This is a genomic window from Microvirga aerilata (assembly GCF_016743775.1).
In the GTDB taxonomy this organism is placed as follows: Bacteria; Pseudomonadota; Alphaproteobacteria; order Rhizobiales; family Beijerinckiaceae; genus Microvirga; species Microvirga aerilata.
Genome location: NZ_JAEQMY010000013.1, coordinates 25,397 through 49,350, shown reverse-complemented (window position 1 = coordinate 49,350; position 23,954 = coordinate 25,397). Strand labels below are relative to the sequence as shown.

24 protein-coding genes are annotated in these 23,954 nt (G+C 63.9%); 8 read left to right on the top strand and 16 right to left on the bottom strand.

Annotated elements, in window-relative coordinates:
• Positions 1-6: 6 nt before the first annotated feature.
• The 4 genes from glgA to JKG68_RS11330 form a co-directional block, all read right to left on the bottom strand.
• Entirely contained in the window at positions 7-1,458 is a 1,452-nt protein-coding gene (gene glgA, locus JKG68_RS11345; protein WP_202059358.1) for a glycogen synthase GlgA, read from the bottom strand.
• A complete protein-coding gene (gene glgC / locus JKG68_RS11340; RefSeq protein ID WP_202059356.1) occupies positions 1,455-2,738 on the bottom strand; it encodes a glucose-1-phosphate adenylyltransferase in 1,284 nt (427 codons plus the stop codon). Before glgC ends, glgA begins: the two co-directional genes overlap by 4 nt.
• 150 nt (positions 2,739-2,888) lie before the next feature.
• Positions 2,889-3,257, bottom strand: a complete 369-nt coding sequence (locus tag JKG68_RS11335) for a DUF2934 domain-containing protein (RefSeq protein WP_202059354.1) — start codon at positions 3,255-3,257, stop codon at positions 2,889-2,891.
• 247 nt (positions 3,258-3,504) lie between these two features.
• Complete coding sequence (locus tag JKG68_RS11330) at positions 3,505-4,110, bottom strand: DedA family protein (RefSeq protein ID WP_202059352.1); 606 nt, start codon at positions 4,108-4,110, stop codon at positions 3,505-3,507.
• Positions 4,111-4,354: 244 nt separating this feature from the next.
• Here JKG68_RS11330 and JKG68_RS11325 point away from each other — a divergent pair, with 244 nt between their 5' ends.
• Entirely contained in the window at positions 4,355-5,770 is a 1,416-nt protein-coding gene (locus tag JKG68_RS11325) for a phospholipase D-like domain-containing protein (protein WP_246515329.1), read from the top strand.
• A 3-nt stretch (positions 5,771-5,773) separates the two neighbouring features.
• Here the strand turns inward: JKG68_RS11325 and JKG68_RS11320 are convergent, their stop codons facing one another.
• Positions 5,774-6,712, bottom strand: a complete 939-nt coding sequence (locus tag JKG68_RS11320) for a putative bifunctional lysylphosphatidylglycerol flippase/synthetase (protein ID WP_202059348.1) — start codon at positions 6,710-6,712, stop codon at positions 5,774-5,776.
• Positions 6,713-6,818: 106 nt separating this feature from the next.
• Entirely contained in the window at positions 6,819-7,676 is an 858-nt protein-coding gene (locus JKG68_RS11315; protein ID WP_312890783.1) for an endonuclease/exonuclease/phosphatase family protein, read from the bottom strand.
• Between the two features lie 363 nt (positions 7,677-8,039).
• Here JKG68_RS11315 and serA point away from each other — a divergent pair, with 363 nt between their 5' ends.
• The 3 genes from serA (at position 8,040) to JKG68_RS11300 (ending at position 10,857) form a co-directional block, all read left to right on the top strand.
• Entirely contained in the window at positions 8,040-9,287 is a 1,248-nt protein-coding gene (gene serA, locus JKG68_RS11310; protein ID WP_202059347.1) for a phosphoglycerate dehydrogenase, read from the top strand.
• 137 nt (positions 9,288-9,424) lie between these two features.
• Positions 9,425-9,994, top strand: coding sequence for a hypothetical protein (locus JKG68_RS11305; RefSeq protein WP_202059344.1), 570 nt, complete (start codon positions 9,425-9,427; stop codon positions 9,992-9,994).
• 227 nt (positions 9,995-10,221) lie between these two features.
• On the top strand, positions 10,222-10,857 hold the full coding sequence (locus JKG68_RS11300) for a hypothetical protein (RefSeq protein WP_202059342.1): 636 nt from the start codon (positions 10,222-10,224) through the stop codon (positions 10,855-10,857).
• 32 nt (positions 10,858-10,889) lie between these two features.
• On the opposite strand, the gene JKG68_RS11295 is transcribed toward JKG68_RS11300, so the two are convergent.
• The 6 genes from JKG68_RS11295 to JKG68_RS11270 all read right to left on the bottom strand — a co-directional run bounded on the left by JKG68_RS11295 (position 10,890) and on the right by JKG68_RS11270 (position 17,344).
• The gene (locus JKG68_RS11295) at positions 10,890-11,840 is read right to left on the bottom strand and encodes a Rossmann-fold NAD(P)-binding domain-containing protein (protein WP_202059340.1); all 951 of its coding nucleotides are present in this window, start codon (positions 11,838-11,840) and stop codon (positions 10,890-10,892) included.
• Between the two features lie 36 nt (positions 11,841-11,876).
• The gene (locus tag JKG68_RS11290) at positions 11,877-12,872 is read right to left on the bottom strand and encodes a succinylglutamate desuccinylase/aspartoacylase family protein (RefSeq protein ID WP_202059338.1); all 996 of its coding nucleotides are present in this window, start codon (positions 12,870-12,872) and stop codon (positions 11,877-11,879) included.
• A gap of 13 nt (positions 12,873-12,885) precedes the next feature.
• Positions 12,886-13,848, bottom strand: coding sequence for a pyridoxal-phosphate dependent enzyme (locus tag JKG68_RS11285; protein ID WP_202059336.1), 963 nt, complete (start codon positions 13,846-13,848; stop codon positions 12,886-12,888).
• Between the two features lie 35 nt (positions 13,849-13,883).
• Positions 13,884-15,257 (bottom strand): M20/M25/M40 family metallo-hydrolase, encoded by a 1,374-nt coding sequence (locus tag JKG68_RS11280; RefSeq protein WP_202059334.1) that lies wholly within the window; start codon positions 15,255-15,257, stop codon positions 13,884-13,886.
• Between the two features lie 24 nt (positions 15,258-15,281).
• Complete coding sequence (locus JKG68_RS11275; RefSeq protein WP_202059332.1) at positions 15,282-16,400, bottom strand: aminotransferase class I/II-fold pyridoxal phosphate-dependent enzyme; 1,119 nt, start codon at positions 16,398-16,400, stop codon at positions 15,282-15,284.
• A gap of 89 nt (positions 16,401-16,489) precedes the next feature.
• Complete coding sequence (locus tag JKG68_RS11270) at positions 16,490-17,344, bottom strand: lysine/arginine/ornithine ABC transporter substrate-binding protein (RefSeq protein ID WP_202059329.1); 855 nt, start codon at positions 17,342-17,344, stop codon at positions 16,490-16,492.
• A gap of 138 nt (positions 17,345-17,482) precedes the next feature.
• On the opposite strand from JKG68_RS11270, the gene JKG68_RS11265 reads away from it, so the two are divergent.
• Positions 17,483-18,598 (top strand): aminotransferase class I/II-fold pyridoxal phosphate-dependent enzyme, encoded by a 1,116-nt coding sequence (locus tag JKG68_RS11265; RefSeq protein WP_202059327.1) that lies wholly within the window; start codon positions 17,483-17,485, stop codon positions 18,596-18,598.
• A complete protein-coding gene (locus JKG68_RS11260) occupies positions 18,595-19,239 on the top strand; it encodes a helix-turn-helix transcriptional regulator (RefSeq protein WP_202059325.1) in 645 nt (214 codons plus the stop codon). Before JKG68_RS11265 ends, JKG68_RS11260 begins: the two co-directional genes overlap by 4 nt.
• Here the strand turns inward: JKG68_RS11260 and JKG68_RS11255 are convergent.
• Together JKG68_RS11255 and JKG68_RS11250 are read right to left on the bottom strand one after the other, a co-directional pair.
• Positions 19,230-20,063, bottom strand: a complete 834-nt coding sequence (locus JKG68_RS11255; protein WP_202059517.1) for an inositol monophosphatase family protein — start codon at positions 20,061-20,063, stop codon at positions 19,230-19,232. The two genes, JKG68_RS11260 and JKG68_RS11255, sit on opposite strands and share 10 nt — an antisense overlap.
• Before the next feature lie 47 nt (positions 20,064-20,110).
• Entirely contained in the window at positions 20,111-20,932 is an 822-nt protein-coding gene (locus tag JKG68_RS11250) for an aldo/keto reductase (RefSeq protein WP_202059515.1), read from the bottom strand.
• Between the two features lie 226 nt (positions 20,933-21,158).
• Between JKG68_RS11250 and JKG68_RS11245 the strand changes: the two genes are divergently transcribed.
• Positions 21,159-21,854 (top strand): gamma-glutamylcyclotransferase, encoded by a 696-nt coding sequence (locus JKG68_RS11245; protein ID WP_202059323.1) that lies wholly within the window; start codon positions 21,159-21,161, stop codon positions 21,852-21,854.
• Positions 21,855-21,864: 10 nt separating this feature from the next.
• Here the strand turns inward: JKG68_RS11245 and JKG68_RS11240 are convergent, their stop codons facing one another.
• Together JKG68_RS11240 and JKG68_RS11235 are read right to left on the bottom strand one after the other, a co-directional pair.
• Positions 21,865-22,845 carry a S1C family serine protease gene (locus JKG68_RS11240; RefSeq protein WP_202059321.1) on the bottom strand — a complete coding sequence of 327 codons (981 nt, stop codon included), beginning with the start codon at positions 22,843-22,845 and terminating at the stop codon, positions 21,865-21,867.
• Positions 22,846-23,060: 215 nt separating this feature from the next.
• Positions 23,061-23,273, bottom strand: coding sequence for a hypothetical protein (locus tag JKG68_RS11235; RefSeq protein WP_202059319.1), 213 nt, complete (start codon positions 23,271-23,273; stop codon positions 23,061-23,063).
• 370 nt (positions 23,274-23,643) lie between these two features.
• Here JKG68_RS11235 and JKG68_RS11230 point away from each other — a divergent pair, with 370 nt between their 5' ends.
• Positions 23,644-23,931, top strand: a complete 288-nt coding sequence (locus JKG68_RS11230) for a hypothetical protein (RefSeq protein ID WP_246515324.1) — start codon at positions 23,644-23,646, stop codon at positions 23,929-23,931.
• Positions 23,932-23,954 lie beyond the last annotated feature (23 nt).

Sequence of the window (23,954 nt, the reverse complement as noted above, 5' to 3'; positions counted from 1 at the left end):
CGCCGGTCATACGGTTTGAAGGCTGGAGCGATAAAGGTTCGCGTATTGCCGCGCCGGCCGGCTCCAGCCCAAATCCGCCGCCATGCCGTTGAGCTGCAGGCGCTGCCAGGCGTCCTTGTCCTGCCACAAGGTCTTGGCGCGCTCGAAGGCGTCGATGGCGCCGGTGAGATTGACGGGCCCGAACTGAAGGCCGGTTGCCGCGCCGGTGGCGATGGCGATCTCGTTGGCGTCGATCACCGTATCGGCCAGTCCGCCCACCCGTGACACGACCGGAACGCTCCCATAGCGCATGGCGCAGAGCTGCGTCAGGCCGCAGGGCTCGAAGCGCGACGGCACGAGGAGCGCATCGCTGCCGCCCTGGATCTGATGGGCGAGAGCCTCGTCGTAACCGAAGAAGCAGCCGACCTGCCCCGGATAGACCACCCGCGCGGCCTGGAAGCTTCCTTCCAGCGTCGGATCCCCTGCTCCGAGCAGGGCGAGCTGCGCCCGGCCGGCAAGGAGGCGCGGCAGGCCGGCGAGAACGAGGTCGAGGCCCTTCTGCTCCGACAGCCGGCTGACGACCCCGAACACGATGGCGTCCGGGTCGGGCCGCAATCCCAGGCGCTCCTGGAGAGCCGCCTTGTTGACCGCCCTGGCCTGCAGGTTCTCGCGCCCGAAGGGCTTGGCGAGGTGGGGATCCGTTGCGGGATCCCACACCGCGTCGTCGATGCCGTTGAGGATGCCGGAAACGATGCCGGAGCGCGCGCGCAGGAGACCGTCGAGCCCCATCCCGCCCTCCGGCGTCTGGATCTCCTTCGCATACGTGGGCGAGACGGTCGTGATGCGGTCCGCAAGCTGGAGGCCGGCTTTGAGAAAGCCGATCTGCCCGTAATACTCCACCCCGTCCACCGTGAAGACGCTGGTCGGCAGCCCGAGCTCGAACAGCAGGTCGGCCGGGAAGATGCCCTGGAAGGCGATGTTGTGGATCGTCATGACGGTGCGCGGCCGGGGACCGTCGGCAAGGCTCAAATAGACCGGAGCAAGGCCGGCCTGCCAGTCGTGCGCATGAATCACATCCGGCACGAAACCCGGGGCCAGCCCCTGCCCGATATCGGCAGCAGCCCGCCCGAGGGCCGCGAAGCGCCGGGCATTGTCCGGCCAGTCCCGGCCATTGGAGGCCAGATAGGGCGAGCCCTGACGCTCGAAGAGATGGGGAGCGTCGATGACGAAGAGATCGAGCGCCCCCGCCCGACCGGACAACAGGCGCGCCGGCCCGCCGAAGAAGCCGGGATACTGGTGAACGACCTCCGGGCGCGCGAGGGCCTTCGTTACCGCCGGATAGCCCGGGACCAGCGTGACGACCTTGACGCCCTCCTGCGCAAGCGCGGTGGGCAGAGCGCCGACGACGTCGGCGAGGCCGCCTGTTTTGATGATGGGATAGATCTCCGACGCGACCGACAGAACGTTCAGGGGCTTCATCCCACCAACCTGTCGATCATGGGCTTCGTGATGAGGCAGATCCCCCTGTCGGTGCGCCGGAAGCGTTGGGCATCCAGCTCAGGATCCTCCCCGACCACCAGGCCCTCGGGAATGCGCACGCCGCGATCGATCACCACGTTCTTCAGCCGGGCCCCTCGGCCGATATCCACATAGGGAAGAATGACGGCGCCATCCACGTCCGCATAGGAATGGAGATGCACGCCCGTGAAGACCAGCGACTTGCACAAGGAGGCTCCAGAGACGATGCAACCGCTGGAGACGAGCGAGTTGATGGCGTGTCCCCGACGGCCTTCCTCGTTGTGAACGAATTTCGCCGGCGGCCATGTTTCCGAGAACGTGGAAATCGGCCAGTCGCGGTCGTAGAGGTCCAGGGACGGAACGATCGCGGTGAGGTCGATATTGGCCTCCCAGTACGCGTCGACGGTGCCGACATCGCGCCAATAGGCTTCCGCCTCGCTGCCGCCGGCCTCGGCGCCCGACTTGACGCAGGAATTCGTAAACCGGTGCGCAACCGCTTTTCCGTGCTGCACCAGATAAGGGATGATGTCCTTGCCGAAGTCCCGGTTGGAGCCCGGCGTTTCCGCATCGCGCCGCAGCTGCTCGAAGAGAAATTTCGTGTTGAAGGCGTAGATGCCCATGCTGGCGAGCGCCATGTCGGGGGTGCCGGGAATGCCCGGAGGATCGGCGGGCTTTTCCAGGAACGAGACGATGCGGTCGGTCTCGTCCACGCCCATCACGCCGAAGCCGGTTGCCTCCATGCGCGGCACCTCGAGGCAGCCGACGGTGACGTCCGCGCCGCTGTCCACATGCTCCCGCAGCATGATCTCGTAGTCCATCTTGTACACATGGTCGCCGGCCAGGATGATGATGTACTCGGGCGCGTTGCTCGCGATGATATCGATGTTCTGATACACCGCGTCGGCCGTTCCTTCGTACCACATGGTCTCCGAAACGCGCTGGCTGGCGGGCAGGATGTCGAACGTCTCGTTTCGCTCCGCCCGAAAGAAGTTCCAACCGCGCTGCAGGTGGCGAATGAGGCTATGCGCCTTGTATTGGGTTGCCACGCCGATGCGCCGGATGCCGGAATTCAGCGCATTCGACAGGGCGAAGTCGATGATCCTGGTGTTGCCGCCGAAATACACGGCTGGCTTCGCGCGGATATCGGTCAGCTCCATCAATCGGCTGCCGCGACCTCCAGCGAGGATGTAGGCCATGGCATGACGGGCAAGGGGTGCGTGGGAGACGCTGGAGTTGGGCAAGACGGGGTCCTCACATCAAGGGCAATGAGCTGCCCCGTTATGTAGACGCTGAAATCGGCCGCAAGTTCTCTTGGTTCCGTTCGACTTCAGCGGAGTTTTTCGCCCCGAAGCCTTCGACCCGTCAGTGGATCGAAGGCTTCCACCGGCCCATCAGGTCACGCGGGTCGTCCGCTTGCGCTTGGGCGCTTCAGCAGGAGCAGGAGCCGAAGCTGGAGCTGGAGCATCCGCGATCTCGGCCGGAGCCGCAGCGGGGCTGCGCTTCTTGCGCGTCTTGGGGGCTGGAGCTGCTGGACTTGAAAGAATCTCGTCGGCCGTCATGCTCGTCATGCCCAGCGGAGCAGGATCCATGATGGGCAAAGGCCCGCTGTGTTCCTGAGCCCCTTCGACCGTGCCGGCATCGCCGAGGATCTCCTGCTCGGCCTGGTACCAATATTCGTCGGCGCGGCCCGGAAGGCTCCCATGCCGCATCCAGAGTTCATACGCCCGCTCCCGGATCTTTTCTTCAAGCTGCTTGTCCATGGTCGCCCTTCGCTTCTCACCTCGTGCCCCGATCCGATTTGCGCGAATGCAGGCGGCTCTCACCACAGCCGACCACAATGTTGCGCACTTACCGGATACGAACTGCCTAAGTTATTAGTCAGATCTCCCGATTGGCAACGGTTGCGGGATGAATCTGCCGCAATTGTTCGCCTGGAGTTCGGGCGGCAGCGGCTGATTTTTGGGCAGCGGCTCCGCTCCTCTCGTGCCCATGGCGAAACTGATCACGTCAGGTCCGCTCTGGCGCCGTGAAGCTGACCACCCTGTACACGTACCATATGGCCAGGATCGCGACGACGACGTTGGAGACGGGGTTGAGCCATTCGGAGACCCGTTCGTACTGGCCCTGGAGCAAGTAGCCGGCGCCGGCGAGCAAGGCCGTCCAAAGGCTGGTCCCAAGCGAGCTCCACAACATGAAGGTGGGCGTCGGAATGCAGTTCACGCCGGCCGGCACCGAGATCAGGGTTCGGATCGTCGGCACGAGACGCCCCAGGAACAAGGCCACCGCCTGATGCCGTTCGAAGAAGGCGCGGGCCTGGTCGATCTCCTCCGGGTGAAGGGTGAGCCAGCGCCCATGCCTGGCGGCGAAGCGCTTCAGGCGCTTGGGCCCGATCCATCGGCCGATCAGGAACCAGAAATACGCACCCGCCAGCGAACCTACGGTTCCGGCAACGATCACCCCTGCGATGTTCAGCGAACCCTTCGCCGCCGAGAAGCCCGCCAGCGGCATGATGAGCTCCGACGGGATCGGCGGGAAAAGGTTCTCCAGCAGCATGAGAAGAGCAATGCCGGCATAGCCCGCCTTATCGATGAGGGTGAGGATCCAATCGAACACGCTTGTCCACCAGTTTCGAGGGTTTATCTTGAGATGTGCCGGACGGGCTGAAGCCGCAGGCAAGTCCGGGGGGCAACGCTTTGACGGCGCTCTGTTTCCACCCGGAACCTTGGCTGCAGTCCCGAGTTGCCAAGATATTCCTGTCAGGGTCCTGGTTGGCGTGCAGCTTTTGGAAGAAACGACGAGCAGTCAAGCAGCCGGCGCTGCGCATGAGGCAGCGCGGCTCCCTGCAGGCCCGATCCTCATGCCTGGCCGGAACTGCTGGCGCGTGGCCGAGGCCCGGCGGGCAGCGGTCCTGGTCGATGGCGCGTCCTATTTCGCGGCGCTCGAAGCCTCCCTGCGTCAGGCCCGGCGGTCGATCCACATCGTCGGCTGGGATTTCGACGGCAGCATCCGTCTCCGGCCCGATGTCGGCGCCGAGGAGTCGCCGCCCCTGGGGCCCCTGCTCCGTGCCCTGGTCGAGGAGCGGCCCGAGCTCGAGGTGAGGATACTCGTCTGGAGCGTTGCCGTCGTGCATGCGCCGGGCGCCCCCGGCCCGCTGATCTTCGGGGCCGACTGGCAGGATCACCCCCGGCTCCAGGTCAAGCTCGACACGCACCACCCGGTCTATGCCGCCCATCACCAGAAGATCGTTTGCATCGACGACAGCCTCGCCTTTGTCGGCGGCATGGATCTGACCGTGGAGCGCTGGGACACCAGCCGCCATGCCTGCGACGATCCCGTGCGGCTGAAGGAGGATGGGGGCATATACGAGCCCGTTCACGATCTTCAGATGGCGGTCGACGGCGAGGCGGCCGGATCCGTCGCCGCGGTGTGGTATGAGCGCTGGAAATTCGCCACAGGCGAGGAGTTGACCTCCGCTGCGTCTGCCGGCACGGATCCATGGCCTACAGGCCTTGTCCCCGAGTTCACGAATGTGCCGGTCGCCATTGCCCGCACCTATCCGGCCTGGGGGGACCAGCCTGCCGCGCATGAGGCGGCAGCCCTGACCCTGGACGCCCTCTCGGCCGCGAGGAAAACCATCTACATCGAGGCCCAGTACATGACGGCGCCTCAGATCGGCGACGTCCTTGAGCGGCGTCTCGCCGACCCGGAAGGGCCGGAGATCGTCGTCATCCAGACCCACGAATCCCACGGCTGGGCCGAGGAGCTGGTCATGGGCACGAACCGGGACCGGCTGATCCGACGCCTGCGCAAGTGCGATCGTCACAACCGCCTGAGGGTCTATTACCCGGTCATTCCCAACGGCACAGGCGGGGAATGCCAGGTTCTGATCCACGCGAAGCTCATCATCGTGGATGACGTGTTTCTGCGCATCGGGTCGTCGAACCTGAACAACCGCTCCATCGGTCTCGACAGCGAGTGCGACCTTGCCATCGAGGCGACAACGGATGAGACGCGCCGGACCATCGCCCGCCTGCGGGATCGGCTCCTGGCGGAGCATCTTGATACCTTGCCTGACGTCTTCGCGCGGAGCCTGGAAGCCGAGAACGGATCCTTGATCCGGGCCGTCGAGCGACTCAACCGGGGCGAGCGCGGCCTTCGGGTGTTCGGGGCCATGTCGGATGACGGTCCGGATGCACCGGCCCCGGGCACGAGCCTCCTGGACCCGCTGGAGCCCTTCGAGCCCATGTCGCTGTTTCGCCGCCGCAAGGCGTGAGGCTCAGGCCTTGGCGCCGGTCGCTTCCTCGTAGAAGCCGCTCCTGCGCCGCTCGAACAGCTCGGTTGCCGCAAGCAGGATGCCTCCCAGGACGAGCGGGACCAGGAAATAGACGAAGCGGAAGACCAGGAGCGGGCCGATCAGATTGTTCTGCGGCAGCAGATACATGACAACGCTCTCGATCACCCCCAGGCCGCCGGGAACATGGCTCACGAGGGCCGTCGCGTTGGCAATCACATAAACGGACGCCACGCCCAGATAGGCGACTTCGGCCACGGCCGCGAGGGCCTGATGAAGGCAGGCCGCCACGAATGCGAAGTTGACCGAACCGATCAGGACCTGGCCCAGGGCCAGCCGAAACGGCGGCATGTCGAGAGACCATCGCCCGATCCTCAGAGGCTTGCCGACGAAAGCCGACAGGATCAGGTAAGCCGCCGGCAGGGTGAGGCAGCCGATGCCCATGGCCGCCACCACGGGGCGCGTGAGGCCCGTAATCTCCATGGCAAGGCCCGAGCGCAGCAGCAGTGCCGCCCCGCCCAGGACCAGGAGCCCCAACCCCACCGTGATGCCGCAGAAGAGCACGACCCGCGCGACCTCGCCCGCGCTCAGGCCCCAGCGGCTGTAGAAGCGATAACGGACCGCGCCGCTGCTCAGGGCGGCGAGCCCGATGTTATGGCCCAAGGAGAGCGCCGTGAACGAGGCAAGCGCCGCCCTGCGGTAGGGCAGCGGGCGCCCGACATAATGCAGGGCCAGGTAATCGAAGCCCGTCAGGGACAGGTAGCTCGCCGCCGCAAATCCGATGGCTCCCAGGAGCCTGGGAGCCGGCACGGCCGCAACGGCGGCAACGAGCTGGTCCAGGCTGTAGCGGCTGAGGGTGCGATAGAGCAGGAATGCCGCAAGGCCGATGGCAGCCGCAGCGATCAAGAGCTTCCAGTTCCGCATACGCTCCTCTCATGTCGGGCGGCAGGCTTTCGGCAGACTGCCCCGCTTCATGAAGCTCAACGCAGGGAGAGGGGCTGCGATCCGTCAGCCCTGTGCCGCATGCCCTCTATCCTTGTGCATAGGCGACACTTGGCCGGTGTCCTCGGCTCTGGAGGATCTGGATCTCGACCAGGAGGGGCAGGTGATCCGATGCGGCTCGAGCCAGTGGCGTTCGCAGGGTCTCTACCCGCAGGACGCGGATCGAGCGGCTGACGAACACATGGTCGATGCGCAGGAGGGGTAGCCGTGACGGAAAGGTCGCCTTGGGCCGCGAAAGCCGAGGGGCCGCTTGAGCATCCCAGAGATGCGAGGTCAGGCGCCGATAGGCCCGGGACCGGGGCGAGGCATTGAAGTCTCCCAGCAGGATCACGGGCTCCCGACACGCCCGATGCCCGAGCCAGTGAGGCCCGAGAAGGGCGTCGATCTGGGCCAGCCGCTCATGCCGGCGCAATCCCAGATGGGTATTGATCACCTGAACGTCCGTGCCGCTCAGATTGACCGATGCCCATAAGGCGCCCCGCGGCTCCAGGGACGGTTTTCCCGTCAGGCCCGGCAGGGCAGCAGCCTTGACCAGCTGCGACGGCCTGCGGGTCAGGATGGCGTTTCCGTATTCCTCCTGGTGAACACGCAGGCTGGCGTGGAAGTGCACATGCATCCCGAGAGCCTGGGCGATCGCATGGGCCTGATCGATCCCGCCCGTCCGCGCGCGCCCGACGTCGAGCTCCTGAAGGGCGACGACGTCAGGCTCGCAGGCGGCGATCACGTCCGCAATCCGGGTGGGAGAGAGTTGGCCGTCCGTACCGAGGCAGCGATGCACGTTGTAGGTTAGAATGCGCGGCACCTCGCCCCCTTCTCTTTTACGCCCATGCTTGAAGCGGCCGACCCGAAGAGGGCCTGCCCGGTGCAGTTCGTAGGCAACTCGCACCGGCAAGGCTTGGATCCAGGCAAGCCTGACATTTAGACCGGAGGATGGCTGCGTGGGAGGAGCCGCAAGGCCTGGAGCCGGGGCTGAAAAAGGAACGGGAGCCGTGCGTACATCCGGCAGCGGCTCCCGTCTATCATGGCCAGTCGCGGCAGCGACCGGATTGCCTACTATAGCCCGAGACGGTCCTGTGACGGAGGCGCATAGGAGGTAGCATGGCTCCTCCCGTTGAGAAGCCAAGGGCATCCACAAGCATTATTGCATCGGAGCCCGAACCTTTACGGCGCATCGGTGCCGCGCCTCAAAAGGGTTTGCGCCCCGGCGCCGGCGCGCTATGGCATGCCGGAGCATGGCGATGGAGCTGACATGACCGAACTGATCTCCCTCCAGAAAGACAAGATCCGCGTTCTTTTGCTCGAAGGGGTGAACGACAGCGCGGTCGATCTGATCAGGGCGGCCGGCTACACGAACATGACGCACCTCAAGACGGCTCTCGACGAGGCCGACCTGATCGAGGCCCTGCAGGGCGTTCACCTCCTCGGCATCCGATCCCGGACGCAGCTGACCGGCAAGGTGCTGGCTGCGGCAAACAGGCTGATCGCGGTGGGATGCTTCAGCGTCGGCACCAACCAAGTCGATCTGGAGGCGGCCCGGCAGGCAGGCATTCCGGTCTTCAACGCCCCGTTCTCCAACACTCGCAGCGTGGCCGAACTCGTGATCGGTGAAATCGTCATGCTGCTGCGCCGCACCTTTTCCAAATCCGCCGCGGCCCATCAAGGACGATGGGACAAGTCCGCCACCGACAGCCACGAGGTTCGCGGCAAGACCCTCGGCATCGTGGGCTACGGCAATATCGGGTCGCAGCTGTCGTATCTCGCCGAGGCGATGGGCATGCGGGTCATCTTCTTCGACCAGACCGACAAGCTTCGCCACGGCAACACGGAACCGGCCGACAGCCTTCATGCCCTGCTGGCGCAAAGCGACATCGTCAGCCTCCATGTGCCCGAGACGCCCGCCACCCATGGCATGATCGGCGAGGCCGAGATCGGCGCCATGAAGAAGGGCGCCTACCTGATCAACAACAGCCGCGGCACCGTCGTCGATCTCGATGCTCTTGCGGCCGCCCTCAGGGGCGGACATCTGCGGGGTGCGGCGGTGGATGTCTTCCCGGTCGAGCCGGCCTCGAACAAGGACGCCTTCGTGTCCCCTCTCCAGGGCCTGGACAACGTTATCCTGACACCTCACATCGGCGGCTCCACGGAGGAAGCCCAGGAGCGCATCGGCGCGGAGGTGGCCAAGAAGCTGGTCGAGTACTCCGATGTGGGCACGACGGTGGGCGCCGTGAACTTCCCGCAGGTTCAGCTGCCCTCCCGCCCGGCAGGCACCCGCTACATCCATGTTCACCGGAATGTGCCGGGCATGCTCGGGCGCCTCAACAACGCCTTCTCCCATCGCGGCCTCAACATCACGGCCCAGCACCTGCAGACGGACGGCGAGATTGGCTATGTTGTCATCGAGGCCGAAGGCTTGCCGGAGCAGAGCCGGGAAACTTTGCACGAAATCCGCACGTTGGACGGCACCATCCGGGCTCGCCTGCTCTACGCACGGGGCTGAGCTCGTCCACAGGCGCTTGACGAGCGGCAGGCTGCAAAACCCAGCTTCCTGAAGCATTCTGTCCCAAGACATGCTACCGTGAGCGGCGCCCTCCGAGAGGCGTCGGTGGCCATGGCCGCAGGAGCAGAAGTGAGAACGTGATCGCTGGTGTTCTGGTTAAAGTGCGCAACCTCCTGCAGAAGACAGTGTCCAAACTCGCCCGCGCCGCAGGCATGCCCAATGTCGTCACCCACGAGACCGAGGTGGTTCTCGGCGCATCATCGCCTTCAGCAAGGAGCAACGCCGACGATGCCGACCGCGCCCCGTCCGCATCGATCTCTATGAGCAATACGCTGAAACGCCAGGCTGTCTTGGAGTCTTGGCCTGCATCACCATTCGCAGATTTGGGACAACCAACAGACATGAACGCTTCCTTGGATACCCTGGCAGAGCAGATGCTCACTCTGGTGGAAATCGTCTCTGCCCAGGAAAAGGACATCAAGGCCCTCAAGGAGCAGTGCCGCAGGCTGGAGGAGCATGATCAAGCCATCGCGGTTGCCTTCTCGACCTTCTTCCATGTTCTGTCGGCGGGACGTGTCGCGAAGCTCAGCGAAATCGCCAGCATCCTGAACCACATCATCAAGGTCGCCGAGCAGGAGGGGCGTCCGGCGGAAGCCATCAGGTTCCTTCAGGATCTCGCATCCATGCTCCCGGGCGACCAGAGCTGAGGGGCCGGATCCGATATTCGTGCGTCGCCGCAGACTCGGCCAGAGCCGAGATAATTTACCTAAAATCCCGGCAATTTCGGGCCTGCTTAATCCGTTGTTAACGCTGTTGCGACGAAACTGGGAAAGCTGCCGCATTGGAACCGTCGGACGCCTCAGCCTGAGCATCTCGGTCTATCCGCTCAGCTGATCCATCACGGATGGCGGGCCACAGGGTGAGGGTGCTGCCGATGTCATCGGATAGGGCTGAAGTCGCAATCGAAACCGCCATCGCCAAACATGTTGCAGCCTCCTTTGTACCGAGTGGGGACAAGGACAGATCCGAGGCGCCAGTCGCGCAGATCCGCAATCGCATCATCGACAGTTTCGAGCCCCGGGACCTGACCGGCGAGCAGGATAACCGACCTCCCGCTCTCGTCAGCCTCTACCAGCGCATCGCAGCGGCGTTCTCCCACGTCGGGACCGCTGCTCCCGTGCAACAGGACAGGTCATCACAGCTGGTCCACCTCAAAGGCTCCCTGGAGAACCTGCGCAGATCTCAGCCTGCCATGGGCCAAAGCCATCTGATGCAGCACGCGAGGGCCCGCCTGTTGGACGAGCGGCAGCAGCTCCTCATGAAAAACGAACTCACCGAAGGCTTCGGGCGGATCGAAACCTGGATTCTGTCGATCGCGTTTCTGGTGCTGGTTCTCCTGCAGACCGTCAGCATCCTCTGGGCCCTGCCGATCCTGGCCCTCAGCGTCTGCCGGTCCTGGCATCTGGACAGGCAGTGCAAGCGCCGGCTCAAGAAAATCTCGGAGATCGATGCCTTGATAGAGCGGATCGCCTTGGCGTCCCGAGGGACACCAGGCTTGAACGCCTCGTAAGGTGCAGCTCACCGGCTGACATTTGGCCGGCGTTACTCCTGCTTCAAGACCGCGGACGCGATGGCGATGTCCTGAACGGCCAGCCCGGAGAAGGTGGAAACGGTCACCTGATGCGGCATCGTCCGCCCCTTTGTCCGCCCCAGAACGATTTCGCCGATCTCGACGACCCGGTTCATGGCAGAGCCGTCCTTGCCATAAGCATGCCAAAGCTCTCCGCGCGACTGCGCTTGGTTCCGGCTGTCGGCGACAACCAGATCGGCCTTGTGGATGATCGCTTCAGCGAGTTCCTGCTTGTCGGCGCTATCCGCCCCGATGGCCGTGATATGGGTGCCGGGCTGGATGTCGTTCCATTGCAGGAGCGGCGCGGAGCTTGCCGTCGCCGTGACGATCAGGCGGCAGCGGTCGGCAACCTCCGAGGGCGACTGCGCGACATGGACCTCGAAGTCCCTGTTCTGCATCCGCTGAGCATAAGCGGATGCCCGCTCAGGGCTGCGCCCCCAAACGACGATGTTCCGGCAGCGCCTAACGGATTGCAGCAGCTGCACCTGAAGTTCAGCCTGGATCCCGGTTCCAATCACGCCTATCGCGTCCACCTGTTCGGGAGCCAGGTGCTTGGCCGCGACGGCTCCTGCTGCGGCCGTTCGCAGATCGGTCAAGCGTCCTCGGTCGTTGAGCACCGCATTCAGCTCTCCCGTATCCTTCTTGAAGACGAGCAGGAGCCCATCGCTGCTGCTGAGCCCGTTCTGCGGATTGTTCCAGAAGCCCGATGCGATCTTGATGACGTAGGTATCGCCACCTTTGAGATAGCCGTACTTGATGTGAACTTCACCGGGGGGATCCGCAAACAGAAGTTCGCCCGGAAGCGGCACCACCGCCTCCCCCCTGGAGAATGCCGCGAACGCATCCTCCATGAGACTCACGAGATCGAGCCCTTCAAGACGCTGCTCGATTTGTTCTAGGCTGAGAAACGACGTTGGAGTCACTGGTTCCACTCCATGGAAGGGACGGGAGCACCGCTTTCAGATTGCATGATCCACCGCAATCACGATCAAGGTGTCGTCGCGCTGGACAAGACCCTGCCCGTGCAGGCAGAGCAGAAGACCGGACTGAGGCGCCACCACCGGCGCTGGGGCCCGCTCGATCCGGTCGATGAAGTGCAGGCGACCGATAACGTCGCCGCGCTCGACTGGAGATCCGAGATCGAGCACAGGCTCGAACACCCCCGCGTCGTTGGCATGCACATAGTAATCTGCGCCGGGAACGGATACGACACGTGAGGCTCGCACCCCGGCTTCATTCACGGACGGCGCAGCCATGTTGCCGAGATGGCGGAGAACACGCAGCACTCCGCTGTAGCTGACCTGGGCCGTTTCGCGGGTGATGATGCCGCTGCCTCCAAGCTCGCTGGAGAGCATGAGCTTGCCCGATCTCTCCACCACATCGTCGAGCATGACGTCGGCATGAGGCTCCCGGATCACCACGGTCAACGGAGCGCCGAAGGCCTGCGCCGCCGCGAGGAAATCGCGTGTGCGGTCAGGCTCCGGCTGCTCATGAACGAACGCGCAAAGCTCGAAGCGCAAGGATCGCCCGCCGGAATGAAGGTCGATGACGTTGTCGGCTCTCGGCACAAGTTCCGTCGTGATGAAATGTGCGATGCGCTGCGTGACAGACCCATGTGGATTGCCGGGGAATTCCCGGTTGAGATTGCGCCCGTCGAGGGGCGACAATCGTGCTCCCGCCGTCACGGCGGGCAGGTTGATCGCCGGAATGATGAGGAGCGTGCCGCGAACATCCTCGATGGCCGTCAAGTGTGCGAGGTTTGAAAGGGCAGCCGGCCCCTCGTACTCGTCGCCGTGGCTGCCTCCGAGAAGCAGAGTGGTCGGCCCGGGCCCGTTTCGCAGAACGAAAACCGGTACGCGCAGGTTTTGCCACGCGCTTGCGTTCGTTGAGCTCGGGACGTTGATATAGGAGGCCTGCCGGCCTTCCAGTTCCCAGTCGATATCGAGAGTGGCCATGATCCCCTGGACCTCAGCCGTTCACGACGGAGAAGATTTTGTTGCGGTCGAAGTTGGCGCCGCAGAGCACAATCACGTTGTTCTGCCCCTTGCAGCGGTCGGCAACCTTGAAGAAGCCGGCCAAGGCCAGGGCCGCAGCACCTTCGACGATCTGGTTTTCCTTGAAGGCAAGCTCCTTCAACGCGAAGCCGATCTCGTCCTCCGTGCATGTGACGACTTCGTCGACGACAGCCATCGAAAGCGGCAGCGTGATGCTATCCTCGTCTATTCCCCCGGCGACACCATCCGCCAGCGTGTCGAAATGCTCCGTCTCGACCACGCGGCCCGCCGCCATTGACGCAGCCAGTGCGGCCGAGTTTTGCGCCGCGATCCCGTAGACCCGCGTGTTGGGGCTGAAGCTCTTCAGAACGGAGCCGATGCCGCTGATCAAGCCGCCGCCGCCCATGGCGATGAAGACATTGTCGATCGAGCTTGCCTGCTCCAGCAGCTCCAGCCCGATGGTCCCCTGCCCTGCGACGATCTCAGGATCGTTGTAGGGCGAGACATAAACAAGATCGCGTGCCACCGCCTCCTTTTGGGCATGGAGTTCCGCCAATCCGCTTTCGGCGCCGTGCAGCACGACATCCACGTTGAAGGAGCGGATTCGTTCGAGCTTGGCCTTCGCGACGGTTTCGGGCAGCACCACCGTCAGCGCCTGCCCAATCAGCGCCGCGGCCTGCGCCGAAGCGATTCCGTGATTGCCGGACGATGCCGTGATCACGCCGCGATCGATGCCCAGAGAGGTCATCTTGCTCGCCGCGCCGCGAATTTTGAAGGATCCCGTGAGCTGGAAGTTCTCGGCCTTGAAGAAAACGGATGAACCTGTGTCGCGGCCGATCTGGCGCGAGGGCAGGAGCGGTGTTTGATAGATATAGCTACGGATGCGCTGACGCGCCTGAACCGAGCGTGCAGCAGCTTCAAGGACATTGTTCTTCATGGTTTCAGTTCCAAAGTTTTTGCCGGAATGGTTTTTCAACGGACGATCGACCGACCTTGCCGCATCATACTGTCGGCTCGCTGCGCCAGCATCCCGAAGAGCGAAGCAGCGAAACGGACCGTCGCCTCGAACTGCCCTACGATGATGTTTTCGTTGGGGGAGTGCAGCATCGCGCCATGATGGGTAAGACCGATCCCCACGATCTCGGCGCCCAGCTGTTCGACGAAGGGGTGGGCCGTGCCTGATGCCGGCGAGCTCGGTTGCACGATGGGCGGCTTGCCGAAATGCCGCTCCAGGAGATCCTTCGCTTCCTGCACGAACCAGTGGCTCGTGGATGACCGGACCGGCTTGACGTTCGCATCGTGGACGATGAGCTCGACATCCTCGAAGCCACGGCGATCGAGATGCGCCCGAAGTAGGCTGACGATGGCTTGCGGATCCTGGTCCGGAACGAGGCGAAAATCGATTTTGACAGCACCTTCGGAGGGCAGAACCGTTTTTGCGCCCTCCCCGGCGTAACCGCCGGAAAATCCGTTGACGTTCATGCAAGGGGCGAAATTCATCGCATGGTAGAAGGTGATCTCGTCGATCCCGTCGAGCATTCGTTGTCCGCCGGTCGCCTGCACGAGGCTGTCGAGGGAGAACGGCGGATCACCCACATGATCGGCCTCACCTCGAACGGGCTGCCGGACGGCATCGTAGAAGCCGTCGATGGTGATCCTTCCCGATCCGTCCCTCAGAGAGGCTGTGGCTGCGGCAAGACGCCAGAGCGGGTTGTCGAAGACGGCACCGAGGCTTGAATGGAGATCGGCTTTGGCGGTCCTGCAGCGCAGCTCGACGGCCATGACGCCTTTGAAGCCGCAAAGGATGATGGGACGCCCGCTGGAGTCGATCTCGCCGTATTCCCACCAGCAGACATCGACTTCGTCACCCGAAAAGCGCTTCTTCAGAAACGCTTCCAGCGATGGGCTGCCGATCTCCTCCTCGCCGTCCACCAGCCAGATGAGCCTGAACGGCAAGGGGTCCGGGTATTGCTCCCGGAACAGGCGCCAGCCCGCCAGGCGGCTGACGAACTCTCCCTTGTCGTCGGCCGCCCCACGCCCATGCCAGCGTCCGTCCCGCTCGGACAGCTCGAAAGGCGGGCTGTGCCACTGGGCAACGGGATCCTCGGGCTGCACGTCGTAGTGATTGTAGATCATCACCGTGAGTGGGCCGCTGCCGGTCTCCCCCACCACGAAAGGACCGATTTCTCCTGGGTGGGTTTCGGTCTGGAATCCGGCTCCGGCGAGAAGGTCGCGGACAGCGCTCGCGCACTCGGAAAGGTTCTGCCCTTTCGCGCTCACCGACGGAATGGCAACAAGGCGCCCGAGGTCGTCCTTCGCCCGCAGGAGGTGATCATCGAATGTCATGATCGCGCTCATCGCTGCCGGATTCTACGATGCCAAGTCGCGCCGGGTGAGGAACCTGTCCAGTCTAGCCAACCCCTCCACCAGGTGCTCGGTCTTCACGCCGATTCCGACACGAATGTGGCTCTCGATCCCGAACCAGCTTCCGGCAACGACGAAAACGCTTTCCTCCTCGCGAAGCTCGTTCGAGAGGGCTTCCGACGTCATGTCGAAGTCATAGCGGAGAAAGGCCATTCCGCCGGCGGCCGGGCGCTGCCAGGACCAGCGGTTGCGCTTCTCGACCCAGCGCTCCACGATATCTGCATTCTCGCGGAGCAGTGCACGTCCGCGTGCCAGGATGCGCTCGCGGTTGTTCGCCTCCATGACCGAAGCGCCGAGGATCTGACTCAGGATGCCGCTTCCGATCGTCGTGTAGTCCTGCCGCTTGGCAGCCTCCTCGACAGCCTCCTCCGGCCCGACGATCCAGCCCAGGCGCAGGCCAGGGCAGGCAAACGACTTGGACAGGCTGCTTGTGATGATGACGCGCGGATACTCCCCGTAGAAGGTTTCCGTTTCCGCCCCGTCGATCTCGCCGCCGCGATAGATCTCGTCGACCAGGAGCCAGGCGCCGTTTTCGCGCGCCGCATCCAGCAGCGCCTCGCGGCTGCGGCGTGACAGGACCGCGCCGGTTGGGTTGCCCGGATTGGTGACGGCGATCAGCTTCACGCCGCCGGCGACCGCCTCCTTCAGGGCAGCCGGATCGACCTGCCAGCCCCCATCGGCCAGAAGCGGGAGCCGCTGAATGTTCATGCCCAGCGCGCGCCCGAGCCCGTCGACCTGCATGAAGTTGGGAACGGCGAAGAGCACCTTGTCGCCGGGATCGATCATCGCCATCAGCGTGATCATCGTGGCCTCCGACGAGCCGTTCGTCACGAGCACGTTGGAAGCGGAGGCGCCCGGATACCAACTCGCGATCGCCGAGCGGAGGTCGGGTCGGCCGTCCGTCCAGCCGTAGCCGAGGGGCAGGCGCAGCAATGCCTGCGCCTCGTCGGTTGGCAAGATTTCCTCGATGGTGCAGGGATGAACGCCGCTTTCCGTCAGGTTGATCTCGACTCCGTTCTCGAACAGCGTCTGGTTCCTCTCCATGAGGAATGTATCAAACTGCACCAGGATTCTCCTACTCGCTGAATGAAAAGTACGGCAGGCTGCTCGAGTCAGCCCGCCGCTTTCTTGGTCGGCTTGACGCGAAACCGTTGTTAGCCTTGGGGCGTGACGTCGAGCTTGAACCACTTCTCGGACAGACGCTTGACCGTGCCGTCGGCAATCGCCGCATTGATGGCCGTATCGAACATCGTCTTCAGGTCTTGGTTCTCCTTGCGCAGGCCGACGCCGACGCCGCGGCCGAGCGGGCCTCCCGAGAAGCCCGGACCGGCGATGGCATAATCCTTGAACTCCGGCTTATCCAGCGTTCCCTGCAGAGCGGTCGCATCTCCGATGACCGCATCGACGCGGCCTGCGGCCAGGTCGAGATCGTACTGCTCCGTCGTCTTGTACTCGCGGATCTCCACGGCACCCTTCAGATACTGGTCGGCAAAGTTCGCATGGGTCGAGGACACCTGCACGCCGACGGTCTTGCCTTTCAACGCTGCGCGCACGCCTTCGAGGGCCTTCTCGGCCTCAGCCTTCTGCGTGCCCAGATTTAAGCGCGTGACCGGCCCAAGAGCCTTGTGCGCATCGGAGTTCTTCTCCACAACGATGCCGTTGCCGGCATCCGCATAGGACCGGGAGAAGTTGATCGTCTCGAGACGCTTATCGGTGATGCTCATGCCGGCCATGATGGCGTCGTACTTCTTGGCCGTGAGCGCCGGGATGATGCCGTCCCAGTCCTGGGCCACGATCTCGCACTTCACCTTCATGCGGCCGCACAGATCGTTGGCCAGATCGATCTCGAAGCCTTCGAGCTTGCCGCCCGCGCCCGTGAAGTTCCAGGGAACATAGGCGCCTTCCGTGGCAATCTTGACCGTACCCCACTTGCCGTCCTGGGCCTGAACCACCGCAGGCACCAGAGCAACGCCAAGAGCCGCGAGAGCGAGGCGAGCAAACTTTTTCATCGTCTGAATTCCCTTTGGACACCGGAATGATCCGACCATGGCAGGTGGCGAATTGCACCGTCAAGTCCAAATTGGACTTTTTAGTCCAATCCTCTGATGTTACAGAGGGTTCAGTCCCGTTCATAAGCCGAGGAAACGATGAAGATCGAAGAGTTTACGCTCGAGCGCATCCAGTCGCTGTACGAGAACACGGTCGAGTACAACCTGTCCGACAGCGGCGTGCATCCTTATTCGCTCCGGGAGCTCCTGACAGCGGACCAGCAGAACCGGCTGCTCGATGTCGAACTCGGCTATGGCTGGACGAACGGGCGCGTGGAGCTGCGGCAGGCCATCGCCGATCTTCACGCCAACCGCAATCCTGACCATGTGATCGTCACCAACGGATCGGCCGAGGCGAATTTTCTTCTCGTGATGTCCGTGCTGGAGCCCGGCGACGAACTCGTGGTGTTCGTGCCCAACTACCTGCAGATCTGGGGCTGGGCCCGCGCCATCGGCGTGAGCGTGAAGGAGGTTCTCCTTCGCGAGGAGCTTGGATGGACCCCGGATCTCGACGACGTGCGCAACGCCATCTCGAGCCGCACGAAGATGATGACGATCTGCAACCCCAACAATCCGACGGGAAGCGTCCTGTCCCGCGAGACGATGGACGGTCTCGTAGCCATTGCGCGGCAGCACGGCATCTACCTTCACGCCGACGAGGTCTACAAGGGCGCGGAGTTGGAGCAGGACGAGCCTCCGAGCTTCGCAGATCTTTACGAGAAGGCCATCATCACGAGCGGCCTGTCGAAGGCCATGGCCCTCCCGGGCCTGCGCATCGGCTGGCTGGTGGGACCCGCCCAGGAAATCTACGCCTCCTGGCAGCGCAAGGACTACACCTCGATCACCACCGGGGCCGTGAGCGAGTTCGTCGCGGAGATCGCCGTGCAGCCGGCCAAGCGGCAGGAAATCCTTTCCCGCAGCAAGCGCATCCTGCGTGAGAACCTCGCTCTCCTGCAGCGCTGGGTCGACGCGAACGGCGATCTCTTCTCGTTCGTGCCGCCCAAGGCCGGCGGCATGGCTTTCATCCGCTATGCCATGGCGATGAACTCGACCGAGCTGGTGCATCGCCTGCGCGAGGAGCGCGGCATCATGCTTCTGCCGGGAGACGTGTATGGCATGGACCATTACATCCGCATCGGCATCGGCGCGCCCGCGCACCACCTCGAAGCGGGGCTCGAGCGGCTTGCGCAGTTCGTTCGCACAGAGCTCACATGAGCCAGGGCCGCAAAGCGCTCGCAAGGATGGCGATGGCGCCGGAGCTGGCAAGCTATGCCCCCGTATGCGACGCCATCGCCCTGCTCTTCCGGCCCTACGCGGAGGTGGTTCTCCACGATCTCTCGACCGAGACCGTGGTGTACCTCTCCAATCCGTTCTCCAAGCGCGAGCTCGGCGAGCCCTCGCTCCTGAACGAGATCGACTTCAAGCCCTCCGACATCATCATCGGGCCCTATGAAAAGGTGAACTGGGACGGCAGGCGCATCAAATCGGTCAGCGCCGTGCTGCGCTCGCATGAAAAGGCTATCGGCATCCTCTGCATCAACGTGGACGTCTCGCATTTCCATGCGGTCATGCAGACGCTGAACGCTCTCGTGTCCATTCCCCAGGTTCCGGAGAAGCCGGCATCCCTGTTCAAGGAGGACTGGCACGAGCGCATCAACGAGTACATCCTATCCTGGACGCGGGAGCGGGGGCTGTCCGTGACGGACATGAGCCGGGCCCAGAAGCAGCAGCTCGTCACCGATCTCGCCGGCGACGGCGCCTTCGGCGGCCGCAATGCGGCGGCCTACATCTCCCGCATCCTCGGCCTAGGGCGCGCTACCGTCTACAACTACCTTCGCAAGAAGGATCACGCCTGAGAGCCCAGCAGCGCATCGCGCACGGCCTGCCAGCTCTCCCGATCTGGCGCGCTGATGAGACCGCCGCCGCGGTTGACAGGGCGATAGGGCGAGCCGTCGAAATGCGCCGTATAGCCTCCGGCCTCGCGGTAGATCAGCCAGCCCGCCGCATGATCCCACGGCATCACGCTGGACGAGAACGAGAAGTGCAGGTGGCCGGCTGCAATCAGGCGGTAGGTATGAGCGGAGCAGCGCAGATCCGCCGCCATGGCAACGCGCGGCAGGTTCCCTGTGACCACTGGCCGGAGCTCCTCCGGCAGGTAGCGCCATGACACGTTGCCGGCCATCTCCGCCAACCGCACGGCGGAGGCCGCCTGCAGGGGGCTCGTGCTGCCGTCGGGGCGCTGGATCCAGGCTCCCTCTCCACGAACGGCTATCGCCCAATCGTCGGAGATCGGATCGAGAACGATGCCGCAAACAACCTCCCCCCGCATCACCACGGCGGCCATGACGCCGAACAGCGGCAGGCCTGAGGCGAAGTTCAAGGTGCCGTCGACGGGATCGAGGATGAAGGCGAGATCGGCGTCCCCCAGGCCGTCGAGCAGTTTCGGGTCGCGGCTCACCCCCTCCTCCCCAACCACGAGCGCCCCCGGGAACAGGCGAAGAAGCTCGGCTTCGATCACCCGCTCCGCAGCCTCGTCCGCATCCGTCACGAGATCGAGCTGAGACGTCTTCGTGCGGATCGCGCCGGCGGACAGGTTGCGGAAACGCGGCAGGATCTCCGCTTGAGCGGTGGTTCTGAGGAGTTCCGCAACGGTGAGGGCATCGGCTCGTGAGAATGTCATAGGGCTCGTCGTGTCCTTCCTGTCGGCATGTTCTTTGAAAGGCTGCATCACAGCATCTCCAGCGGACGTTTCCGCCGGGGCGGCGGAAATTCGGCATCGATGACCTGCAGGTCTTCCGGGCTGAGCTGAATTTGAGGAGCGGAATGATTGCTCCTGACGTGATCGGCGCTGGATGCTTTCGGGATCGCGATCACTCCAGGTTTCTGGAGCAGCCAGGCAAGCGCGATCTGGAAGGGGCCTGCCCCATGCTTCTGCCCGATCGCCTGCAGGGCGCCGGAGCGGGGGAGCCGGCCCTGCTCGATGGGGCTGTAGGCCATCAGCGGCATTCCGCGTGCCGCCATCCACGGGATCAGCTCGAATTCAGGGCCGCGCCGCGAGACGTTGTAGAGCACCTGGTTGGTCGCGCAGTTCTCTCCTCCGGGCACCTGGAGCAATTCCTCCATGTCCTCGATGTCGAAGTTGCTCACGCCCCAGTGGCGGATCTTCCCCGAGCGCCGAAGCTCCTCGAAGCCGGCGACCGTTTCCTCCAGCGGCACGGACCCGCGCCAGTGCAGGAGATAAAGGTCGAGCCTGTCCGTCCCGAGGCGCTTGAGACTGCGCTCGCAGGCCTGCACGACGCCCCGGCGGCTTGCATTGTGCGGATAGACCTTGCTCACGAGGAAAAGCCGCTCTCGCCGATCGGCTAAGGCTTCGGCCACAAGCTCTTCGGCCGCGCCCTCTCCATACATCTCGGCGGTGTCGATCAGGGTCATCCCAAGCTCGACGCCAAGGCGCAGCGCCTGGACCTCCCCTGCCCGGCGATTGCCGGCCTCCGCCATCTGCCAGGTGCCCTGCCCAAGCGCCGGAACGGTTTCGCCGGCCGGCAGCATCACATCTCGGTTCACCCTGTCCCTCCGCCTGCGGATCGGCACCCTCTCACGATTCGGAATGCTGCTCCAGGGAGCAGCCCTGGAGCATTCTCGGCCGAGCTGACCGGTTCGCCAAAAATGCGGCCCAGCAGAGAGGAGAAGCGGTTCCACGTCTGTGGAAACAGTTCTAGGGTCGGAACGATGCGGTGCCGAAGGAGTTCCTGCCCGTTCTATCCCGGAGAGCCAGATGGATCGTGAAAGCGCGAAGAAGCGGCCTCACGCCTTGAGCCGCGATGCGCTGCAAAGCGGGTTTGTCGATGAGATGATCGCGCGCTCGAGCGTTCCGATTCCCGTGCTGAGCGAGGACGAGAGGCGCGCCTCCCTCGAAGAAACCCTTGCGGCCCAGCCTGCACCGGGAGACGTCTGGCTGTTCGGCTATGGCTCCCTGATCTGGAACCCGGCATTTCACTACGTCGAGCAGCAACCTGTCCTGATCCGGGGCTGGCACCGGCAGTTCTGTCTTTCCACGCCCATCGGGCGGGGAACGCCGGAGCGTCCGGGTCTTGTTCTGGGTCTCGACCGAGGAGGCTCCTGCCGGGGCGTCGCGTTTCGGATTGCCGAAGCCGAGGCGAGGACCGAGCTTGAATTGATCTGGCGGCGCGAGATGGTCACCGGATCCTATGTGCCGCGCTGGGTAAGGCTGCACGGTCCAGGCATCCCGGACAACAGCTTCGCCATCGCTTTCACCATCAACCGCGAAGCCCGCAACTACGTGCGTCCGGTCTCGGAGGCCGATACGGCCCAGGTGATTGCAACCGCTGCCGGCGCTCTCGGCTCATGCCGGGACTATCTCTTCGACACGGTCCATGGGCTGGAGGGCTTCGGAATCCGGGACCGGCACCTGAACCGGATTGCCCGTCTCGTACGCCAAGCCCGGAGCTGATCGGCCGGGGTTACTGAAGGCGCGGCGTCTTCATGAAGCGACCGCGGTCGGCAGACCTCAAGGTGACATCGAACATGTCGCCCTCCCGCTCGAGCGTCAAAGGAACGTCCACGCCGGCCGGTCCCAGAGCCCAGATCGCCCGGTAGAACTCCGCTAGGGATGTCACGGCCTGACCGGCAACCGCGTGCACCTGATCACCGGCCCGCAGACCGGCTCTCTGGGCCGGAGCGTCTCCGGCCAAGCCGATGACCGTGATTTGATCGTCCTCGGCCTCCGCCACATAGAACCCGAGCCATGGCCTGGGCTGGCCCTTGACCCGGCCCAAGGTCAGGAGATCGTCGAGGATGGGCTTCAGGATATCGATCGGCACGCTCATGTTGAGCGGCACCACGCTCCCGCCGGCGGCCTGATGCTGGAGCTGGAGCGAGCCGATGCCCACGAGATCGCCGCGCGGCCCGATGAGGGCCGTGCCGCCCCAGTTCGGATGAGCGGGTGCGGTGAAGATCGCGGAGTCGATCAGGTACTCCCAGTAACCGGCGAATTCCTGGCAGGCCACCACCTGCGCGGCAACCGAGTGGTGCTGCCCCCCGCTGCCTGCGACGACCACCGGATCTCCCGAGGCCAGGCGCCGGGAGTCGCCAAGGGCCAGCACCGGCACACCCAGCGGCTCGAGGGCCTGCACCAAGCCGAAACCGCTCTCGTAGTCGTAGGCGAGCACATGGGCCTGCACGACGCGTCCCCGGTTGGTGGTGAGCCAGACCTCCTCGGCCTCCGCGATCAGATATCCGATGGTGACCACGAGGCCGTCATCCCGGATGACGACACCCTGCCCCGCCCGTTCGGTGCCGAGCGTCTCGGCCGTGAAGGCATCGTCGGGAGCCCTTGCGCGCAGCGACACGACGGCATCCAGGGCCTTTCCCAGGTCGTAATTGAGTGTTCGCGGGTCGGGCTGGAACTCGGGCGGGATTTCCCATTCGTCGGGAGATTGCATGAAAAACTCCTCACACCCTATGCCGAGCAGGCCCTCTCGCAGTCGGGATACTGCACCACTTCAAGATGGCAGGAAATGCCGCGCCTTCAACAGGCCCCCCCCTTTTGCCGCACAAAAGGGTGTGAACTTGGCTGGAAGCCAAGTTGGTCGAGCCTACGTCGCTTCAGCCTGGAGCCCGGGAGTTGCTGGCAGGGACTCAATGTCCGAAGGGCGCTCTACGCCGCCTCCAGAGACCTGGCTCCCGCTCCCTCGCCCTCTGCGATCGTGGACTGCTCCTGCGGGTTATCGAGCATGCTGATGGCTTGGCGCGCATAAAGGCGGAACTCGTGCTGGAGAACGCGCGGCGCACTCTCCCAAATGCCCCCCTCGATCCGAGCACGAAAAAACGCCCGAGCGATTTGCTCGACCTGTTGATCCACTTGATTCATCTGTGCCCCTACAGAGAAAGCTCTGTTGCCTCTTCACTGCACGAGAGGCCGCTTTTTGCGGCTCACTCGTGGCTGGATGTGACTAGATTGTCTGATTTGCAGTGCCGTGGCTGTATCGAAAATGCTACGACCGGACTGCAAAACTGTTGTTCTCTTCTTCGCGCAACCTGCGCTCCGGACGGGACGATTTCGCCGATACTGTGTTACTCTACGGTACTTGGACGATCGTTCAGCCAAGTGCGCGGTCAGCGGCGACCGATTACTGCCGAATTCGGACGGCTCTGTTCTTTCAATCGAGATTAGTCGGTCTCAGGCCGCAACCGATGGGCCCTGCTGCACGTTGAATTTGGCGATTTGATGAGACAAGGTCATGTTAAACAATATTTCGGCATCTCACGGTAACCAGGCAGCTTTGCAGGCGCGCAGCAACGTTCCTCCGCTTCCCCGCTCCGTCCAGGAGCATCTCGGTCAAACCCTGCGGGCTGATTATTATGAGCGAGGGGACAAGCCTCGCTACCTTGGCGATCCGGCCCTGCCGCTTGAGTTCGATCCTTATCTGTATCGCCTCGAACAGAAGGAGCGGGCTCTCAGGATCGTCCGCATCCGGGAAAACGGCGCCAAAGCCGTAGCCGACGCCCTCTCCGACCTCATCCGGTAAACCGCACTTTCTCAGCGGATCCC

Excerpts from the sequence above, each read along its gene's own strand:
- JKG68_RS11250 (WP_202059515.1), bottom strand. The coding sequence starts at position 20,932 with ATGCTGCCGGCCGGCGAAACCGTTCCGGCGCTTGGGCAGGGCACCTGG.
- JKG68_RS11335 (WP_202059354.1), bottom strand. The coding sequence starts at position 3,257 with ATGGACAAGCAGCTTGAAGAAAAGATCCGGGAGCGGGCGTATGAACTC.
- JKG68_RS11255 (WP_202059517.1), bottom strand. The coding sequence starts at position 20,063 with ATGACATTCTCACGAGCCGATGCCCTCACCGTTGCGGAACTCCTCAGA.
- JKG68_RS11280 (WP_202059334.1), bottom strand. The coding sequence starts at position 15,257 with ATGACATTCGATGATCACCTCCTGCGGGCGAAGGACGACCTCGGGCGC.
- JKG68_RS11285 (WP_202059336.1), bottom strand. The coding sequence starts at position 13,848 with ATGAAGAACAATGTCCTTGAAGCTGCTGCACGCTCGGTTCAGGCGCGT.
- serA (WP_202059347.1), top strand. The coding sequence starts at position 8,040 with ATGACCGAACTGATCTCCCTCCAGAAAGACAAGATCCGCGTTCTTTTG.
- JKG68_RS11230 (WP_246515324.1), top strand. The coding sequence starts at position 23,644 with ATGTTAAACAATATTTCGGCATCTCACGGTAACCAGGCAGCTTTGCAG.
- JKG68_RS11260 (WP_202059325.1), top strand. The coding sequence starts at position 18,595 with ATGAGCCAGGGCCGCAAAGCGCTCGCAAGGATGGCGATGGCGCCGGAG.
- JKG68_RS11270 (WP_202059329.1), bottom strand. The coding sequence starts at position 17,344 with ATGAAAAAGTTTGCTCGCCTCGCTCTCGCGGCTCTTGGCGTTGCTCTG.
- JKG68_RS11325 (WP_246515329.1), top strand. The coding sequence starts at position 4,355 with ATGCCTGGCCGGAACTGCTGGCGCGTGGCCGAGGCCCGGCGGGCAGCG.
- JKG68_RS11300 (WP_202059342.1), top strand. The coding sequence starts at position 10,222 with ATGTCATCGGATAGGGCTGAAGTCGCAATCGAAACCGCCATCGCCAAA.
- JKG68_RS11265 (WP_202059327.1), top strand. The coding sequence starts at position 17,483 with ATGAAGATCGAAGAGTTTACGCTCGAGCGCATCCAGTCGCTGTACGAG.
- JKG68_RS11240 (WP_202059321.1), bottom strand. The coding sequence starts at position 22,845 with ATGCAATCTCCCGACGAATGGGAAATCCCGCCCGAGTTCCAGCCCGAC.
- JKG68_RS11245 (WP_202059323.1), top strand. The coding sequence starts at position 21,159 with ATGGATCGTGAAAGCGCGAAGAAGCGGCCTCACGCCTTGAGCCGCGAT.
- JKG68_RS11235 (WP_202059319.1), bottom strand. The coding sequence starts at position 23,273 with ATGAATCAAGTGGATCAACAGGTCGAGCAAATCGCTCGGGCGTTTTTT.
- JKG68_RS11320 (WP_202059348.1), bottom strand. The coding sequence starts at position 6,712 with ATGCGGAACTGGAAGCTCTTGATCGCTGCGGCTGCCATCGGCCTTGCG.
- glgA (WP_202059358.1), bottom strand. The coding sequence starts at position 1,458 with ATGAAGCCCCTGAACGTTCTGTCGGTCGCGTCGGAGATCTATCCCATC.
- JKG68_RS11290 (WP_202059338.1), bottom strand. The coding sequence starts at position 12,872 with ATGGCCACTCTCGATATCGACTGGGAACTGGAAGGCCGGCAGGCCTCC.